At 66.5% G+C, this 16,623-nt stretch carries 14 protein-coding genes; 6 read left to right on the top strand and 8 right to left on the bottom strand.

The features are described 5' to 3' along the window. Positions 1–66: 66 nt before the first annotated feature. The 7 genes from HB681_RS04505 to HB681_RS04475 form a co-directional block, all read right to left on the bottom strand. Positions 67–1,212, bottom strand: coding sequence for an acyltransferase (locus HB681_RS04505; RefSeq protein ID WP_345944619.1), 1,146 nt, complete (start codon positions 1,210–1,212; stop codon positions 67–69). A gap of 14 nt (positions 1,213–1,226) precedes the next feature. Beyond that, positions 1,227–2,189 carry a nitronate monooxygenase family protein gene (locus HB681_RS04500; protein ID WP_213953569.1) on the bottom strand — a complete coding sequence of 321 codons (963 nt, stop codon included), beginning with the start codon at positions 2,187–2,189 and terminating at the stop codon, positions 1,227–1,229. Between the two features lie 167 nt (positions 2,190–2,356). Continuing rightward, positions 2,357–4,147, bottom strand: a complete 1,791-nt coding sequence (locus tag HB681_RS04495) for an acyl-CoA dehydrogenase (RefSeq protein WP_213953568.1) — start codon at positions 4,145–4,147, stop codon at positions 2,357–2,359. 75 nt (positions 4,148–4,222) lie between these two features. Continuing rightward, entirely contained in the window at positions 4,223–5,155 is a 933-nt protein-coding gene (locus HB681_RS04490; RefSeq protein ID WP_213953567.1) for an FAD-binding protein, read from the bottom strand. Positions 5,156–5,169: 14 nt separating this feature from the next. Beyond that, positions 5,170–5,919: an electron transfer flavoprotein subunit beta/FixA family protein gene (locus HB681_RS04485; RefSeq protein WP_213953566.1), complete on the bottom strand. Its 750-nt coding sequence runs from the start codon at positions 5,917–5,919 to the stop codon at positions 5,170–5,172. 112 nt (positions 5,920–6,031) lie between these two features. After that, entirely contained in the window at positions 6,032–7,306 is a 1,275-nt protein-coding gene (locus HB681_RS04480) for a mechanosensitive ion channel domain-containing protein (RefSeq protein ID WP_213953565.1), read from the bottom strand. A gap of 27 nt (positions 7,307–7,333) precedes the next feature. Further along, complete coding sequence (locus HB681_RS04475; protein WP_213953564.1) at positions 7,334–8,287, bottom strand: histone deacetylase family protein; 954 nt, start codon at positions 8,285–8,287, stop codon at positions 7,334–7,336. Positions 8,288–8,355: 68 nt separating this feature from the next. Between HB681_RS04475 and HB681_RS04470 the strand changes: the two genes are divergently transcribed. The 4 genes from HB681_RS04470 to mltB are packed head-to-tail and all read left to right on the top strand — an operon-like array spanning position 8,356 to position 13,410. Then, entirely contained in the window at positions 8,356–9,276 is a 921-nt protein-coding gene (locus HB681_RS04470) for a MoxR family ATPase (protein WP_213953563.1), read from the top strand. 10 nt (positions 9,277–9,286) lie between these two features. Continuing rightward, positions 9,287–10,261, top strand: coding sequence for a DUF58 domain-containing protein (locus HB681_RS04465; RefSeq protein WP_213953562.1), 975 nt, complete (start codon positions 9,287–9,289; stop codon positions 10,259–10,261). Continuing rightward, positions 10,255–12,243, top strand: coding sequence for a DUF3488 and transglutaminase-like domain-containing protein (locus HB681_RS04460; RefSeq protein WP_213953561.1), 1,989 nt, complete (start codon positions 10,255–10,257; stop codon positions 12,241–12,243). Before HB681_RS04465 ends, HB681_RS04460 begins: the two co-directional genes overlap by 7 nt. Before the next feature lie 57 nt (positions 12,244–12,300). Beyond that, the gene (gene mltB, locus HB681_RS04455; RefSeq protein WP_213953560.1) at positions 12,301–13,410 is read left to right on the top strand and encodes a lytic murein transglycosylase B; all 1,110 of its coding nucleotides are present in this window, start codon (positions 12,301–12,303) and stop codon (positions 13,408–13,410) included. On the opposite strand, the gene HB681_RS04450 is transcribed toward mltB, so the two are convergent. Continuing rightward, the gene (locus tag HB681_RS04450; RefSeq protein WP_213953559.1) at positions 13,388–14,317 is read right to left on the bottom strand and encodes a DMT family transporter; all 930 of its coding nucleotides are present in this window, start codon (positions 14,315–14,317) and stop codon (positions 13,388–13,390) included. The two genes, mltB and HB681_RS04450, sit on opposite strands and share 23 nt — an antisense overlap. An 85-nt stretch (positions 14,318–14,402) precedes the next feature. Between HB681_RS04450 and HB681_RS04445 the strand changes: the two genes are divergently transcribed. Further along, positions 14,403–15,350 (top strand): LysR family transcriptional regulator, encoded by a 948-nt coding sequence (locus HB681_RS04445; RefSeq protein ID WP_213953558.1) that lies wholly within the window; start codon positions 14,403–14,405, stop codon positions 15,348–15,350. Next, a complete protein-coding gene (locus HB681_RS04440) occupies positions 15,343–16,620 on the top strand; it encodes a tetratricopeptide repeat protein (protein WP_213953557.1) in 1,278 nt (425 codons plus the stop codon). The genes HB681_RS04445 and HB681_RS04440 overlap by 8 nt, the downstream gene beginning before the upstream one ends. The last annotated feature ends 3 nt before the right edge of the window (positions 16,621–16,623 follow it).

The following is a 16,623-nucleotide window of genomic DNA, read 5'->3' as shown; positions in this document are numbered from 1 at the left end:
TCGCCCGGTTGCGCGAATCGCCCTGGATGCCCCAGGGCGCGACCTCACGGAGATCTCACGGAAACCTCACGGCGCTGTGAGCATCCCGCACACCACCAGGGCGCCGAACAGGAACAACAGCGCGCGCCACGTCGTCGGACGCAGCTCGACCTGGGCGTGAAGCACCGTCGCGGCCCCCAGCGACAACAGCACCGCCCCGGCCAGTCCGAGCGCGTCGCCCCAAGGCGTGCGCGGCGCCCACTGGCTGACCAGCGCATTGACCGCGAGGATCACCGAAAAGTGAATCAGGAACAGCGAGTAGGAGATCCGCCCCAATCGCAGGAGCGGCATCGCCATCGTGGGCCAGTGTTTCGGAGCCAGCCAGCCACGGCGGTCCGCCAGCACGATGGCGAGCGCCGTCACCAGGGCCACCACGATGCGGCTGCGCCATTCGACGGCCAGGGCCACCAGGCCCACCGTGCCCAGCAAGGCCACCGCGCTGCTCCAGGCGATACCGCGCGTCGCCCGGCCGAGCCAGAAGCCGAGCATCCCCAGCCCGTAGGCGCCGAAGAAATAGATGGCCGTGATGTCCAGCGAGGCTTGTCGGTTGAACACCAGCAGCGAGCCGACGACCAGGCCCCCGACAAGTACCGCGCCCACCCACCGCGCAGTGGCGGGCGACAGGCGCCCATGCCGCTGCATCGGCCCTGCGAGCCCGACCACCACGATGGCCAGTGCGAACAGCTGGAAGTCGATGGCCACATACCAGACGCCTGCCGACAGGGCGTCGTAGCCCAGCAGGTCCTGCAGCAGCAACCCATGCGCGATCAGTTGCGGCAGGCTCGGTGCACCCGGTACGGCTTCGTCGTGGAGCCAGGGCCTGACCGCCGCCGCCACCAGCACCGTGCATGTGAGCGCCGCCAGATAAGGCATGACCAGGCGCCCGTAGCGCTGGTAGAGGGCGCGCATGGCAGGCCGGTCGCTTCGCAGCAGGCCCGCGGGCGCAAGGCTTGCCGCCGCCAGGAAGCCGGCGATCACCAGGAAGACCTGCACCGCCAGCCGGCCATCCTCCGAGAGCCATTCGAACAGCCACGGCGCGAGTGGCGCCGCACCGTCGGCCAGCGGCCCATAGCGAACCAGGTGGTGCCCGACGATCAGCAGGCAGGCCACCCCCTTGGTGGCATCCAGAAGTGGCATCCGCCCGGCCGCGGACTGCTGCGGCAAGGCGGCCACTGCGCGCTTTTCCGTCAGAGCGCGAGGCGCTTGCGGGCGGCGAAGTATTCCGCCTTGAGTTTCTCGATGAAGGACGCGGCGCTCGACACTTCGGTCACGGCGCCGATGCCCTGGCCCGAGCCCCAGATGTCCTTCCAGGCCTTGGTCTTGGCGCCATCGCCACCGCCGAAGTTCATGGTCTTCAGGTCGCCCTCCGGCAGGTTGGCCGGATCCATGCCGGCCGCGATGATCGATGGCGCCAGGTAGTTGCCGTGCACGCCGGTGAACAGGTTCGAATAGACGATGTCGTCCGAGCTGCCCGCCACCACGGCCTGCTTGTACTCTTCGCTGGCGCGCGCTTCCTCGGTGGCGATGAAGGCAGTCCCGATGTAGGCGAAGTCGGCGCCCATCGCTTGCGCGGCCAGCACCGCGTCCCCGGTGGCGATGGAGCCCGACAGCGCGATCGGGCCGTCGAACCACTGGCGGATCTCCTGGACCAGCGCGAAGGGGCTCTTCACGCCCGCATGGCCGCCGGCACCGGCCGCCACGGCGATGATGCCGTCGGCGCCCTTCTCGATGGCCTTGCGCGCGAACTTGTTGTCGATCACGTCATGCAGCGTCACGCCGCCATAGCTGTGCACGGCCTCGTTCACATCGACGCGTGCACCGAGCGAAGTGATGACGATCGGCACCTTGTACTTCACGACCATCTCCATGTCGTGGTCGAGCCGGTCATTGCTCTTGTGCACGATCTGGTTGATGGCAAACGGCGCGGCGGGCTTGTCGGGATTGGCCTTGTTGTAGGCGGCCAGTTCCTCGGTGATCTCGGCCAGCCAGTCCTCGAGTTGCGCTGCGGGGCGTGCGTTGAGCGCGGGCATCGAACCGACGACCCCGGCCTTGCATTGGGCAATCACCAATTTCGGATTGCTGATGATGAACAGCGGCGAGCCGATGATCGGCAGCGGCAGCTTGGCGAGGACGGCGGGGAGCTTCGACATGGTCAGGGTGTCTCTTGATGCGGGTTGAATGCGGGATCGGACAGCCGAACGCAGAAGAAATACAAAAACTACGCAGAGGTCGCAAAGGAACTCATCTGGAATTTCCTTCTGCGACTTCTGCGCAATCTTTGCGACCTCTGCGTTCGGCTGCCCGCTTTCGGACTGCCTCAGTAGGCTTCGAGCGCCATCGCCGTGACGCTCTCTGCGCCCTCGACGATGCTGTCGCGGATGCCGGGCGCCTTGTTGAGGATGTGCTCCGCGTAGAAGCGCGCGGTCGCGACCTTGGCCGTCATGAAGGCGACGTCGTTGTTCTGCGAGGCGAGGTCTTCCGCGATGATCAACGAGCGCGCGAGTTGCCAGCCGGCGACCACATTGCCGGCGAGCATCAGGTACGGCACGCTGCCGGCGAACACGGCATTAGGCGAGCCCTTGGCCTGGCTCACGACGAAATCGACCACGTCGAGCAAGGCCTCGCGGCCGGCCTTGAGGCGCTTCAGCATCGATGCCGAAGCGGCGCTGCTGCGCTTGGCCAGTTCGGCCTCGGTCTTCTCGATCTGCGCAGCCATCGCCTTCGCGGTTGCGCCACCGTCGCGCATGGTCTTGCGACCCACCAGGTCGTTGGCCTGGATCGCCGTCGTGCCTTCGTAGATCGTCAGGATCTTGGCATCGCGCATGTATTGCGCCACGCCGGTTTCCTCGATGAAGCCCATGCCGCCGTGCACCTGAACGCCCAGCGAAGCCACTTCGAGGCTCATCTCGGTGCTGTAGCCCTTGACCAGCGGCACGAGGAAGTCATAGACCGCCTCGTTCTGCTTGCGTGCATCGGCGTCCGGATGCTTGTGCGCGGCATCGTAGGCGGCCGCTGCGACGCTGGCCATTGCGCGGCAGCCTTCGACGTAGGCACGCATCGTCATCAGCATGCGCTTGACGTCCGGGTGATGGATGATCGCCGCGCTGGCCTTGATGGAGCCATCGACCGGACGGCTCTGCACGCGTTCCTTCGCATAGGCCACTGCAGCCTGATAGGCCATCTCCGCCACCGCGATGCCCTGGACGCCGACGCCATAGCGCGCCACGTTCATCATGATGAACATGTACTCGAGGCCGCGGTTTTCCTCGCCGACGAGGTACCCCACCGCGCCGCCGTTGTCGCCGTACTGCAGCACCGCCGTCGGCGACGCCTTGATGCCCAGCTTGTGCTCGATGCTCACGCAGTGCACGTCGTTGCGATCGCCCAGCGAGCCGTCCTTGTTCACCATGAACTTGGGCACGATGAACAGGCTGATGCCCTTGACGCCTTCGGGCGCCCCGGTCACGCGCGCCAGCACCAGGTGGACGATGTTCTCGGCCATGTCGTGCTCGCCGTAGGTGATGAAGATCTTCGTGCCGAAGACCTTGTAGGTGCCGTCGGGCTGGGGCTCGGCGCGGCTGCGCACCAGCGCGAGATCGCTGCCGGCCTGCGGTTCGGTCAGGTTCATCGTGCCGGTCCATTCGCCTGCGATGAGTTTCTCGAGGTAGGTGGCCTTGAGTTCGTCGGAGCCGGCCATCAGCAGCGCTTCCGTGGCGCCATCACTCAGCAGCGGGCACAGCGCAAAGCTGATGTTGGCCGAATTGATCATCTCGGTGCAGGCCGCGCCGATGGTCTTGGGCAGGCCCTGGCCACCGAAGTCGGTGGGGTGCTGGATGCCTTGCCAACCGCCCGCGGCGTATTGCGCGTAGGCCTCCTTGAAGCCGGCAGTGGTCGTGACCTTGCCATCCTTGAACGTCGACGGGGCGCGGTCGCCCTCGACGTTCAATGGCGCGATCACGTCCTGGTTGAAGCGCGCGCACTCTTCGAGCACGGCTTGCGCGGTTTCGAGGCCTGCGTCTTCAAAGCCCGGTAGCTTGGCGACCTCGGCGATATCGGCCAGGTGCTCGATGTCGAACAGCATGTCCTTGAGGGGTGCGATGTAGCTCATGTTCTTGTCTCCATGCGAAAGATGTGAAAAGGGCATCGCGAACGATGCCCTGGGTGGCCAATCGGCGGTGGGGGCTCAGAGCGCCTTCACCAGTTCCGGCACGGCCGTGAACAGGTCGGCCACGAGGCCGTAGTCAGCCACCGAGAAGATCGGGGCTTCTTCGTCCTTGTTGATCGCGACGATCACCTTGGAGTCCTTCATGCCGGCCAGATGCTGGATGGCGCCCGAGATGCCCGCGGCGATGTAGAGCTGCGGGGCCACGATCTTGCCGGTCTGGCCCACTTGCCAGTCGTTCGGGGCGTAGCCCGCGTCGACGGCGGCGCGGCTGGCGCCCAGGCCTGCGTTGAGCTTGTCGGCCAGCGGCGCCATCACTTCCTGGAACTTCTCGGCGCTGCCCAGCGCACGGCCACCGGAGACGATGATCTTGGCGGCGGTCAGTTCGGGGCGTTCGCTCTTCGTGACTTCACGGCCGACGAAGCTCGACTTGCCGCTGTCAGCCACGCCTTCGGCGTTCTCGACCGTGGCGCTGCCACCCGTGGCGGCCGCGGCATCGAAGCCCGTGGTGCGCACGGTGATGACCTTGGTCGCATCGCTGCTCTGCACGGTGGCGATCGCGTTGCCGGCGTAGATCGGGCGCTCGAAGGTGTCGGCGCTCACGACCTTGGTGATGTCGGAGATCTGCGCCACGTCGAGCTTGGCGGCCACGCGCGGGGCGACGTTCTTGCCGTTGGCGGTCGAGGGGAACAGGATGTGGCTGTAGTTGCCGGCGATGGCCAGCACCTGGGCTGCAACGTTTTCAGCGAGGTTCTCGGCGAGCGACGGGCTGTCGGCGGCGATGACCTTGGAGACGCCGGCGATCTTGGCGGCAGCGGCAGCGGCTTCGGCGGCATTGGCGCCGGCCACCAGCACGTGGACATCGCCACCGCAAGCGAGCGCGGCGGTCACGGTGTTGAGGGTCGCCGGCTTGACGGTGGCGTGGTCGTGTTCGGCAATGACGAGTGCGGTCATGTTCTTGTGTCTCCTCAGATAACCTTGGCTTCGTTCTTGAGCTTGTCCACCAGCGTGGCGACGTCGGGCACCTTGATGCCGGCGCCGCGCTTGGGCGGCTCGCTGACCTTCAGGGTCTTCAGGCGCGGCTTGACGTCGACGCCGAGGTCTTCGGGCTTGAAGATGTCGAGTTGCTTCTTCTTGGCCTTCATGATGTTGGGCAGCGTGACGTAGCGCGGCTCGTTCAGGCGCAGGTCGGTCGTGATGACTGCAGGCAGGCTTACCGAGATGGTTTCGAGACCGCCGTCGACTTCACGCGTCACGTTGAGCTTGTCGCCGGCCAGTTCGACCTTCGATGCGAAGGTGGCTTGCGGCAGGTCTGCCAGTGCGGCCAGCATCTGGCCGGTCTGGTTGGCGTCGTCATCGATGGCTTGCTTGCCCAGGATGATCATCGAAGGCTGTTCCTTGTCGACCAGCGCCTTCAGCAGCTTGGCCACGGCCAGGGGTTGCAGCTCTTCGGTGGTCTCGACCAGGATGCCGCGATCTGCACCGATGGCCATGGCGGTGCGCAGGGTTTCCTGGCACTTGGCGTCGCCGCAGGAGACGGCGATGACTTCCGTCACGACGCCCTTCTCCTTCAAACGCACAGCCTCTTCGACGGCGATTTCGTCGAAGGGGTTCATGCTCATCTTGACGTTGGCGATATCGACGCCGGAACCATCGGACTTGACGCGGACCTTGACGTTGTAGTCAACGACCCGCTTGACCGCTACGAGAACCTTCATTGGACTGACCTCCAGGGGATTTGCGAAACCGGGGATTTACGGAGCAACCGCGCATTCTAGGCGGCTCGCTCTCAACAATCTTGTAAAAAAGAACGATCGTGCTTTTTAGTGATTATAGGCGAGTGTCTCCCGTTGGGGAAGCGTTATTTGGCAAGTTCTCGACGCGCAGTACACGCTGCCGTTGCGCGATCTCGATGCCTGCATTGCGCAGGCCGTCGAGGATCGCGATGTTGATCGCCGAGCGCAGGTTGTCCTTGCCCTTGTCCGGATCGGCGATCCAGAAGTTCAGCATGAACTCCAGTCCGTCCGGCGTGAAGTTCATGAGGAAGGCCACGGGCGCCGGGTCGCCGAGCACGCGCGCCTGCGCCGCGGCAGCACCCGTCATGATCGCCTGCACCTGCGACACATCGCTCTCATGACCCACGACGACGGTGGTCGTGAGATTGAAGCGGCGATCCGCCTGCGAGAGGTTCTCGACGCGGCTGGTAATGAGCGTTTCGTTCGGCACGATCGCTTCGCGGCCATTGCCCGCGCGCACCAGCGTATAGCGGGTCTTGATGTCGGTGATGCGGCCTTCGAAGTTGTCGACCTTGACGTTGTCGCCGATGCGGATCGAGCGCTCCAGCAGGATCACGAATCCGCTCACATAGTTGGCGGCCAGCTTCTGCAGGCCGAGACCGAGACCCACGCCAAGCGCCCCTCCCAGCACCGACAGCGCCGTCAAGTCCACGCCCACGGCCGACAGCGCAATCAGCAGGCCGATCAGCAAAAGGAACGCGCGAATCGCGTTCGAGGCGACCTTGCGCATCGACAGGTCGGTGACGGCTTCCTGCAGGATCCGCTTCTCGATGGTGGCCGCGATCCACAGCGAGATGACGAGCACGACGGATGCAGACAAGACGCCCTCGAAGATGGTTCGCACGCTCACGTGCGTCTTGCCGAAGGACAGGGTGATCTGGTCGAGTTCAGCCAGCACCGGCGGCAGCAGCCCGACGATCCACAGCGCCGCCCCGACCCAGGCAAGCCAGGAGATGGTGCGCTCGATCAGGCTGACCAGCGCGGACTGCGGAAACACCGTCTTGAGCACGCGCGCAAACAGGCGGATGGCCACCAACGACAGCAGCACCGGCACGGCGATTCGCAGCAGCACGGGCTGGAAACCGATCGCGGCGCGGCGTGCCAGGTCGGAGAACAGCAGCGCGAGCAGCGGGAACATCAGGCCGTCGACGGTGTGACTGCCAAACCAGATCGAATTCTTGGGCTGGTCGCGACCGAACCAGCGGCAAATGGCCCAGGCCAGCGCCAGGCAAGCGGCCAAGGCCGCGAGTTCTACCGAGACCGTGCGAAGGTGGACTTCGCTCAGCAACTGACTGAGGTCGCCGGACATCTACTGGAAACCAGGCCTGTTCACAGGCTAGAGATCAGCGAGCGTCCGCACATGCGCTTCCACGCTGCGCGCCAGTGCATCGAGGTTGTAGCCGCCCTCCAGCAGGGAAACGATGCGGCCGTCTGCATGCTGGCGCGCCACGGCGCGCACGCGGCTGGTGATCCAGGCGTAGTCGTTCTCGTTGAGGCGCAACTGGCCAAGGTCATCCTCGTAGTGCGCGTCGAAGCCCGCACTGAAGAAGATCATCTGCGGCTTGAACGACTCCAGGCGCGGTATCCACAGCATCTCGACCACTTCTCGAATGTCCATGCCCTTGGTGTAGGCCGGCACCGGGATGTTCAGCATGTTCGACGCCGGATGGTCGGCGCCGCTGAACGGGTAGAACGGGTGCTGGAAGAAGCTCACCATCAACACGCGCGGGTCGTTGGAGAGGATGTCTTCAGTGCCGTTGCCGTGGTGCACATCGAAATCGACGATGGCCACGCGCTCCAGGCCGTATGCCTCCAGCGCATGGCGGGCCGCGATGGCAACATTGTTGAAGAAACAGAAGCCCATGGCCTGGTCGCGACAGGCGTGATGGCCGGGAGGGCGCACCGCGCAGAAGGCGTTCTCGACCTCGCCGCGCATCACCGCATCGACCGCAGCAACGGCCGCACCCGCTGCACGGCGCGCGGCGAGCAAGGTGAACTTCATGAGCGAGGTGTCGGGATCGATCTGCGCATGGTCGGGCCCGGCGGCCGGTGCGTCGGCGACGAGCCGCTGGCTCAGTTCCTCGAGGTGTTCGAGATGCTCGACACTGTGCGCCAGCGTGATCTGCTGCAGCGTGGCAATGGGGACATCGATGCGCTGGAGCGCGTCGCCGACGCCCGAGAGCAGCAGGCGGTCCTCGATGGCGTCGAGGCGCGCGGGGCATTCCGGGTGCCCTTCGCCCATTTCATGCTTCCAGAAATCGCGATGTATCAGGTAACCGGTCTTGGCCATGTCTCTCGTCGACCTTTTACAGCCAAGGGCTGCCAGCCTTACGGTATGGTTTGCATATGGATACAAAAATGGACGTCGCAGCGAAGCTCGCCAGTTTGCTCGGTCAGCTTAACACGGTCATCGTCGGGAAAGAGGCGCAAGTACGCGATTGCGTGGCCTGTCTTCTGGCTGGTGGACACCTGCTGATCGAGGATGTGCCGGGGGTCGGAAAGACCACGCTGGCGCATGCGCTTTCGCACACCTTCGGGCTGCAGTTTTCACGGGTGCAATTCACCGCCGACCTGATGCCGGGAGATCTCTCCGGCGTGGCCATCTACGACCGCGGCCAGCAGGCGTTCGTGTTCCACCCCGGACCTATCTTTGCGCAGGTGCTGCTGGCCGACGAAATCAATCGCGCCAGTCCCAAGACCCAGAGCGCGCTGCTGGAGGCCATGGAGGAGAAGCAGGTGACCATCGAAGGCGAGACGCGGCCCTTGCCCACGCCTTTCTTCGTGATCGCCACGCAGAACCCGCACGACCAGCTGGGCACCTTCGCGCTGCCCGAATCGCAACTCGACCGCTTCCTGATGCGCATCTCGCTGGGCTATCCCGATCGCGCGGCCGAGCGCGAACTGCTGGCCGGAGCCGATCGGCGCGAGCTGCTCGCCACGCTTCCCGCCCTGTTGAGCGCCGAGGAACTGACCGCGCTGCAGCAGCGCGTGCAGCAGGTGCATGCGGCCGATCCGCTGCTCAACTACGTGCAGGACCTGGTCGCCGCCACGCGCAATGGCCGCTGGTTCCTGCAGGGCCTTTCGCCGCGCGCCGGCATCGCAGTGTTACGCGCGGCCAAGGCGCAGGCGCTGCTGGCAAACCGCGACTATGTGGCGCCCGATGACGTGCAGGCCGTGCTGCCGCAGACCGTGGCGCACCGCATGACACCGGTGGGCGATGCGGGCCGAGGCGCGGTCGAGCAGGTGCGCGCGATGATCGCGGCTGTGCCGATTCCCTGATCGGGCGACGATGAATCCCGCAGCGGCCCTGCGACGGCGCATCGACGGCTGGTTCCTCTCGCGCCGGCCGCCGTCGGACACGGTCGAACTCACGCAGCGCAACGTCTACATCGTGCCGTCGCGCGCGGGCTGGATGCTCGCCGCCACCTTGCTGGTGCTGCTGATCGGCTCAATCAACTACCAGCTCAACCTGGGCTACCTGCTGACCTTCTTGCTGGCCGGCAGCGTGGCTGTTGGCATGCATGTCTGCCATGCCACCCTGCGCGGGCTGGCGATGCACCTGATCGCGCCGGATCCCCAGTACGCGGGCGCTGCGGCGGTGTTTCGCGTGGTGCTGCACAACGCGCGGCGCGGCGTGCGCTACGGCATCGGGCTCAGCGTGCGCGGCAGCGGGCAATGGGCCTGGGCCGATGTGCCATCGCAAGGCAGCGAGACGGTCGAAGTGGCTTTCAAGCCGACGACGCGGGGACTGCACGCGGTACCGCCGCTCACCGCGGAGACGCGCTTTCCGCTCGGCACCTTTCGCGTGTGGACCGTCTGGCGTCCCGCCGCGAAGGTGCTGGTGTACCCGGCGCCAGAGTTGCATCCGCCACCGCTGCCGCCGGGCGAGCCGATCGCGGGCCAGGCGGCGTCGGCCGTCGTGGTGGCGCAGTTGGCCGGCGAATACGACGGGGTGCGAGCCTACAGGCGCGGCGATCCGTTGAAGCTGGTGGTCTGGAAGAAGGCCGCGCGCGCACAGGCCGCAGGCTCCAACGAACTGGTGAGCCGCGACACGCAGCAGGCGCAGCGGCAGGAACTGTGGCTCGACGTGCAAGCCGCCGCGCTGCCGGACACCGAGGCGCGCATGTCGCGGCTGTGCGCCTGGGTGCTGATGGCGGACCGGCTCGGCCTCGACTACGGCCTGCGTGTCGGTTCGCTCAGCGTGAAGCCCGCGCAGGGCGAGGCGCATCGACGGCGTTGCCTGGAGGTGCTGGCCACATGCTGAAGCCACTCCAACAACTGCGGGCCCTGCCCCGCGATGCACGCGACACGCTGTTCCTGCTGGCGGTGATCGCGCTGATCGTGCTGCCGCAAGTCGGCAACCTGCCGCTCTGGTGCAGCGGGCTGACGGCCGTGGTGCTGGTCTGGCGTGCAAGCCTTGCCGTGCAGGCCACGCCGTTGCCCAATCGTTGGTGGATCGGCACGCTGCTGGCCGTGACGCTGGCGGCGACCTTCGCGACGCACCGCACGCTTTTGGGGCGCGACGCCGGTGTGACGATGGTGGTGATCCTGCTGGCCCTCAAGACCCTGGAACTGCGCGCGAGACGCGATGCCTTCGTCGTCTTCTTCCTGGGCTTCTTCGCGATGCTCACCAACTTTTTCTATTCGCAATCATTGCTGACGGCGCTCGCGATGCTGCTCGCCTTGCTCGGCCTGCTGACCGCGCTGGTCAATGCCCACATGCCGGTCGGTCGGCCGCCGCTGCTCCAGGCAGCCCGCACCGCAGGTTGGATGGCGCTGCTCGGTGCACCAATCATGCTCGCGCTTTTCATGTTGTTCCCCCGGTTTGCACCGCTGTGGGGCACGCCGGGCGATGCGATGGCGGGACGCAGCGGGCTCTCTGCGTCGATGCGCGTGGGCACCATCGCGCAGTTGGCGCTCGATGATTCCATCGCGGCGCGGATCCGGTTCGAAGGCCCGCCACCGGCGCAGCGGGACATGTATTTCCGCGGGCCGGTGCTCGGTCGCTTCGACGGCCGCGAGTGGAGCGTGCTGGAACCCTGGGCACGAGGCTCGGTGCCTGCAAACCTGCGCGTGGAAGGCACGCCCGTGCGCTACGAGGTGACGCTGGAGGTCAGCAACAAGCCCTGGCTGCTGACGCTCGATGCCGTGCAAGCCAAGCCGGATGTGCCCGGCTACGAGGCCTTCAGCATGCCGGACTTGCAATGGTTGTTGAACCGGCCGGTCAACGACCTGTTGCGCTATCGCGCGGAGAGCTACACGCAGTACCGGAGCGGGCCGCTGCGGCGATCGGCAGGCTTGCAAACCTATCTCGGCCTGCCGCCCGGCTCCAATCCGCGGACTGTTGCACTGGCCGCAAACATGCGCAGCGAGATGCCCGGCGCCGACACGCGCGCCTTCGTCGAGGCCGCGCTGCAGCGTCTGCGCACCGGCGGCTACACCTACACCCTGGAACCTGGCATCTTCGGGGACAACACGGCCGACGAATTCTGGTTCGACCGCAAGGAAGGCTTCTGCGAACACATCGCGTCGTCCTTCGTGGTGCTGATGCGGGCGCTGGGCGTTCCCGCGCGCATCGTCACCGGTTACCAGGGCGGCGAAGCCAACCAGGTCGACAACTACTGGGTGATTCGCCAGAGCGACGCCCATGCCTGGGCCGAGGTGTGGCAGGAAGGCACGGGCTGGGTGCGCGTCGATCCCACGGGGGCGGTGTCGCCGGGCCGCATCGGTTCGCTCAACCGGCTGGCGCAGCAGCCGGGGTTCTTTGCGGGTGCTATCGGCACGATGAGCCCGACGCTGGTGCAGAACATCCGCGCCGCATGGGAAGCCATGAACAACGGCTGGAACCAGTGGGTGCTCAACTACACCCAGAGCCGGCAGCTCGCGCTGCTGAAGAACATCGGCTTCGACGCGCCAAGCCTGCAGGACCTGGCCACCGTGCTGATCTGGCTGCTCGTCATCGTGAGCATCGCCGGCGCCGGCTGGACGCTCTGGGAGCGCAGCCAGCATGACCCGTGGTTGCGCCTGCTCGGCAAGGCCCGCGCGCGCTTGAGGAAAGCCGGACTCGACCTGCCCGACGCTACGCCGCCGCGCCAGATGGCCGCTCGCGTGAGCGAGCGATTCGGTCCGGCCGGACAGGCAGTGCGCGACTGGCTGCTGCGACTCGAAGCGCAGCGCTACGCGAAGACGCCCATCACCGAGTTGTCGCGACTGCGCGCCGAATTTCGCCAGTTGGCATGGCCGTGACGAAACTAACGGCGACGGTCGTTGAGGAGAGCCGCCGCGCCCTCACAATCCTGCCTCATGCGACGACTGATCTCCCTTGCCCTGCCGACCGCTGTCTGCCTGGCCGTGGCCTGTGCCGCCCTCCCCGCGGTCGCCTCTCCCAAAGCCAAAGCCAGGGCCAACGCCAAGACCGCCGCCACTGAAAAGCAGTCGACCGCCGCGCGCGGTGGCCCGACCTACGCAACACGCGACGACGCGATGCAGTTCGCCGACGAAGTGGCCGCACGCCGCAAGCTCGACCCCGACTGGGTGCGCACCACCATCGGCGGCGCACGCATGCTGACGAACGTGCCGCGCCTGATGCTGCCGGCGCCCAAGGGCTCGCCGAAGAACTGGGCCGCGTACCGCGCGCGCTTCATCGACCCTGTGCGGATCGCAGCGGGCGTGCGCTTCTGGCGCAACAACGCCGACACGCTGGCGCGCGCCGAGGCGGACTTCGGCGTGCCGGCCGAGATCGTCGTCGGCATCATCGGCGTGGAAACGATCTATGGCCGCAACATGGGCAGCTTCCGCGTGATCGATGCGCTGTCGACACTGGCCTTCGACTTCCCGCAAGCCCATCCGCGGGCGGCGGAACGGCAGGCCTTCTTTCGCGATGAACTCGAAAGCTTCCTGAGCACCGAGAGCCGCACGCACGAAGACCCGATGCGCCCGCTCGGCAGCTACGCCGGCGCCATGGGCATGCCGCAGTTCATGCCGAGCAGCCTTGCCAAATACGCGGTGGACTACGACGGCGACGGCAGGATCGACCTGGTCAACAACCCAGTCGACGTGATCGGCTCGGTCGCCAACTACTTCAAGGCCTTCGGCTGGAAACGCGGCATGCCGTCGACCTTCCCGGTGCGCTTCGATGAGGCACGGCTGCAGAAGGCGACCCTGCTCGCACCGGACATCGTGCCGACCTTCGGCGCCGACAGCTTTGTCGCGGCGGGCGCGGTGCTCGACGGGGACGCCGCCAGCTACAAGGGCCTGCTCGCGCTGATCGAATTGCAGAACGGCGCCGATGCGCCGAACTACGTGGCCGGCACGCAAAACTTCTACGTGATCACGCGCTACAACTGGAGCAGCTACTACGCGATGTCGGTGCTCGACCTGGGCCGCGAGGTCAAGGCGGCGATGGAACAGTAGCGGCTGGCATCGGCCCGCGCTGCGGCAGCGTGACCCACCAGGCCGCGGCCACGATCAGCAGGCCGCCCACCCAGCCCAGCGGCCGGATGTCTTCCCCGAGCCAATGGACAGCCACCAGCGCGCCGAAGACGGGCTCGCTGCCCATGAGCAGGGAGACGCGGCTCGGGCTGGTTCGGGCCGCCGCATGGTTCTGCGCGAAGAAGGCGAAGACGGTGCAGAACATGACGAGGTACGCCATCGCCCACCAGAAGCCGGCGCCGCTCGGCAACGAGGCCAGCGCGCCCTTCGACCGCACGAGCGCAAGCACGAATGCGCCGATGGCGATCACGCCAGATTGCACGGCCGTCAACGTGAGCGCGGGCACGGCATGCCGCCTGGCCAGCCGCCTCGTGAGGCAGACCATCACGGCGCGCAGGAACGCGGCGAGCAGCATGAGCCCGTCGCCCCATCCCACGGACAGTTCGGCTGGCGACGTCAGCGACAGCATCGCGGCGCCGGACGCGGAGATGGCGGCCGCGCCGAACACCCGCTGTTGCGGTCGCTCGCCCAGCAGCCACCATTCGACCAGCGGCGTGAGGGCCACGCAAAGGCTGATGAGGAAAGCCGCGTTGCTTGCCGTGGTCAGCGACACGCCGAAGGTCTCGCACAGGAAGACGGCCAGGAGGTTCGCGCCGAGCATCCCGCCGACGGCCAGGCCGCTGCGCCCCTGGGCAGTGAACAAAGTCTTCAATGCGGGCAGCAACACGATGAAGGTCAGGCCGAACCGCAACGCGAGAAACTCCAGCACTGGCAACTGTTGCGTGGCCTGCTTGGCCACCGCATAGCTGCTCCCCCACACCGCGGCGACCATCAGGAGCATCAGCTCCCCGCTGCCGATGCCGCGCAACGGCGACTTCGCGAATCCCATTCGATGCCTTTCAGAATTGGAGATCGATTCTTCCGGGCAGGTCATTCGCTGAATAGACTGTGCGTCCGAACAAGACTTGTGCGCCATGGGAACGAATGATTTCTTGAGAGTGCTGCCGGAGATGGTGACCTTCGTGCGCGTGGCCGAGTTGGGAAGCTTCTCAGCGGCGTCCGGCATGCTGGGACTGACACCGTCCGCCGTGAGCCGCCAGGTCACGCGACTGGAGAAGGCGCTGCAGGTGCAATTGATCGTGCGCACGACGCGCCAGCTGCGTCTCACCGAACCGGGCATCGAAGCCTTCGCACGCTGCAGCGACCTGGTCAAGGCGGCGCAGGACACGATGGACATGGCGCAGCAGTACGCCAGCGCGCCGCGCGGCCTGGTGCGCATCAGCGCGCCCAAGGCCTTTGCCCGGCATGTGCTGCATCCGCACCTGCTGAACTTTCTCCATCACCACCCCGACGTCGACGTGCAGCTCATCGTCTCCGACCGCGATGTCGATCCGGTCCGCGAAGGCGTGGACCTGGTGGTGCGGCTGACCCAGGATCCGCCGCAAGGCCTGGCCTCCCGGCCGTTGATGGATGTGCAGACCATCCTCTGCGCCACGCCCGCCTACCTCGCGCGCGGCGAGGCGATCGGGCATCCGCACGACCTGGTCTCGCACAGCTGCCTGTCGCTCGGCGAACACGAGCGCGACAACCATTGGCGCTTCCGCAGGGGCGACGAAGACGCGGAGGTCGTCGTCCACGGGCGCTACGTCGCCAACCACAGCGAGATTCGCCTCGAAGGCGTGCTGGCGGGCCTGGGCATCGGCTGCCTGCCGGACTTCATGGCGCGACAGGCGCTGGACGAAGGTACTGTCGTGCGCGTGCTGCCCGAGTGGGCCTTCCAGTCGACCTACCAGGGACGGGCCTGCGTGCTCTATCCGCCGAATCGCTTCATGGTGCCGAAGTGCCGGGTCCTGATCGATCACCTGGCGGAGGCGCTTGCCGCGCCGCACCTTGCCGACGGAAGGAGACCAGGCCATGGATGAAGGCACCTTGCACGGACTGTGGATCGATGCGCTGGCCGAGGTCGGCGTCCCTGCCACGCCGCACACCGACGGGCTGTTTTCCGCGCTGGTCGCACGCTATCGCGAGGCGCATCGCGGGTATCACACGCTGCAGCACCTTGCCGAATGCCTGTCGCTGCTTGGCCTTCACCAGGCCGAAGCCGAACGCTCCGGCGAGGTGGCCCTCGCGCTGTGGTTCCATGACGCCATTTACGACGTGCGTGGCCATGACAACGAGCAGAAGAGCGCCGACTGGGCACGCGACGCGCTGGCCTCGGCAGGCTTGTCGCAAGACGCGGCCCTACGGGTGCACGCGCTGGTCATGGCGACGCGCCACGGCGCCGTGCCCGAGGGCAAGGACGCCCGCTTGCTGGTGGACATCGACCTGGCCATCCTCGGCGCGCCGGCGGCTCGTTTCTCCGAATACGAACGCCACATCCGCGTCGAATATGCGCACGTCCCGCCGGTGCTGTTCGAGCCGCGCCGGCATGCCATTCTTTCGGGTTTCCTTGCGCGCGAGCCGCTGTATCTGACGCAAGCGATCCGGGCCGAACGCGAGGCACAGGCACGCATCAACCTTCAAGCCGCCATCGACGCGACGGCAAGGACCACCGTGCCATCCGTCGAGGAATTGCTCGCGCTTGCCATCCAGCAGGTCAATGCCCGCGAGCGGGCACAGGCCAAAGCCCTCTGCGAGATCGCGCTGGCAGCGCATCCACCGCATCCCGCTGCCCACCAACTGTCGGCCTGGCTGCTCTTGCAACAGGGCGATGCGGTGGCAGCAAGGGAACAGGTCGAACACAGCCTCGCACTGCGGCCACAGCACGAGCAGACGCTGGTGCTTGCCGGCGAGATTGCACGTGCGTCCGCGCAGCCGGCAGTGGCCTTGCGCTACTTCGAGCGCGCGCACGGACTGGAGCCCGAGCGCCCGGAGCGTCGGCAACTCGTCGCCACGGTGTGGTTCGAACTCGCGCTCCAGCACCACGACGCCGGCGACCTTCAAGGCGCGGCCAGGGCATTGCGCGAGGCCTTGCGACTGATGCCGCGCTATGTCGAGGCAGAGGTGAACCTGGGCATCGTGCTGCAGGAAGCCGGCGACATGGACGGCGCCTTGCAAGCCTACGGCCGGGCCTATCGACTGCGCGACGACACCTTCGGCCGCATCGCGCACGCGCTGTCGACGCCGCGCAGCGGTCGCCTGTGGCTGAACCTGGACGAGCTGCGCGCCATGCTCGCCGCAACACCCGCCTGATCG

The organism is Variovorax sp. dw_954 (assembly GCF_018449755.1).
Taxonomy (GTDB): Bacteria; Pseudomonadota; Gammaproteobacteria; order Burkholderiales; family Burkholderiaceae_C; genus Variovorax.
The sequence above is the reverse complement of the archived record's forward strand: the minus strand, read 5'-3'. Positions and strand labels throughout refer to the sequence as shown.

Excerpts from the sequence above, each read along its gene's own strand:
- HB681_RS04500 (WP_213953569.1), bottom strand. The coding sequence starts at position 2,189 with ATGTCGAAGCTCCCCGCCGTCCTCGCCAAGCTGCCGCTGCCGATCATC.
- HB681_RS04495 (WP_213953568.1), bottom strand. The coding sequence starts at position 4,147 with ATGAGCTACATCGCACCCCTCAAGGACATGCTGTTCGACATCGAGCAC.
- HB681_RS04490 (WP_213953567.1), bottom strand. The coding sequence starts at position 5,155 with ATGACCGCACTCGTCATTGCCGAACACGACCACGCCACCGTCAAGCCG.
- HB681_RS04485 (WP_213953566.1), bottom strand. The coding sequence starts at position 5,919 with ATGAAGGTTCTCGTAGCGGTCAAGCGGGTCGTTGACTACAACGTCAAG.
- HB681_RS04480 (WP_213953565.1), bottom strand. The coding sequence starts at position 7,306 with ATGTCCGGCGACCTCAGTCAGTTGCTGAGCGAAGTCCACCTTCGCACG.
- HB681_RS04475 (WP_213953564.1), bottom strand. The coding sequence starts at position 8,287 with ATGGCCAAGACCGGTTACCTGATACATCGCGATTTCTGGAAGCATGAA.
- HB681_RS04470 (WP_213953563.1), top strand. The coding sequence starts at position 8,356 with ATGGACGTCGCAGCGAAGCTCGCCAGTTTGCTCGGTCAGCTTAACACG.
- HB681_RS04465 (WP_213953562.1), top strand. The coding sequence starts at position 9,287 with ATGAATCCCGCAGCGGCCCTGCGACGGCGCATCGACGGCTGGTTCCTC.
- HB681_RS04460 (WP_213953561.1), top strand. The coding sequence starts at position 10,255 with ATGCTGAAGCCACTCCAACAACTGCGGGCCCTGCCCCGCGATGCACGC.
- mltB (WP_213953560.1), top strand. The coding sequence starts at position 12,301 with ATGCGACGACTGATCTCCCTTGCCCTGCCGACCGCTGTCTGCCTGGCC.
- HB681_RS04450 (WP_213953559.1), bottom strand. The coding sequence starts at position 14,317 with ATGGGATTCGCGAAGTCGCCGTTGCGCGGCATCGGCAGCGGGGAGCTG.
- HB681_RS04445 (WP_213953558.1), top strand. The coding sequence starts at position 14,403 with ATGGGAACGAATGATTTCTTGAGAGTGCTGCCGGAGATGGTGACCTTC.
- HB681_RS04440 (WP_213953557.1), top strand. The coding sequence starts at position 15,343 with ATGGATGAAGGCACCTTGCACGGACTGTGGATCGATGCGCTGGCCGAG.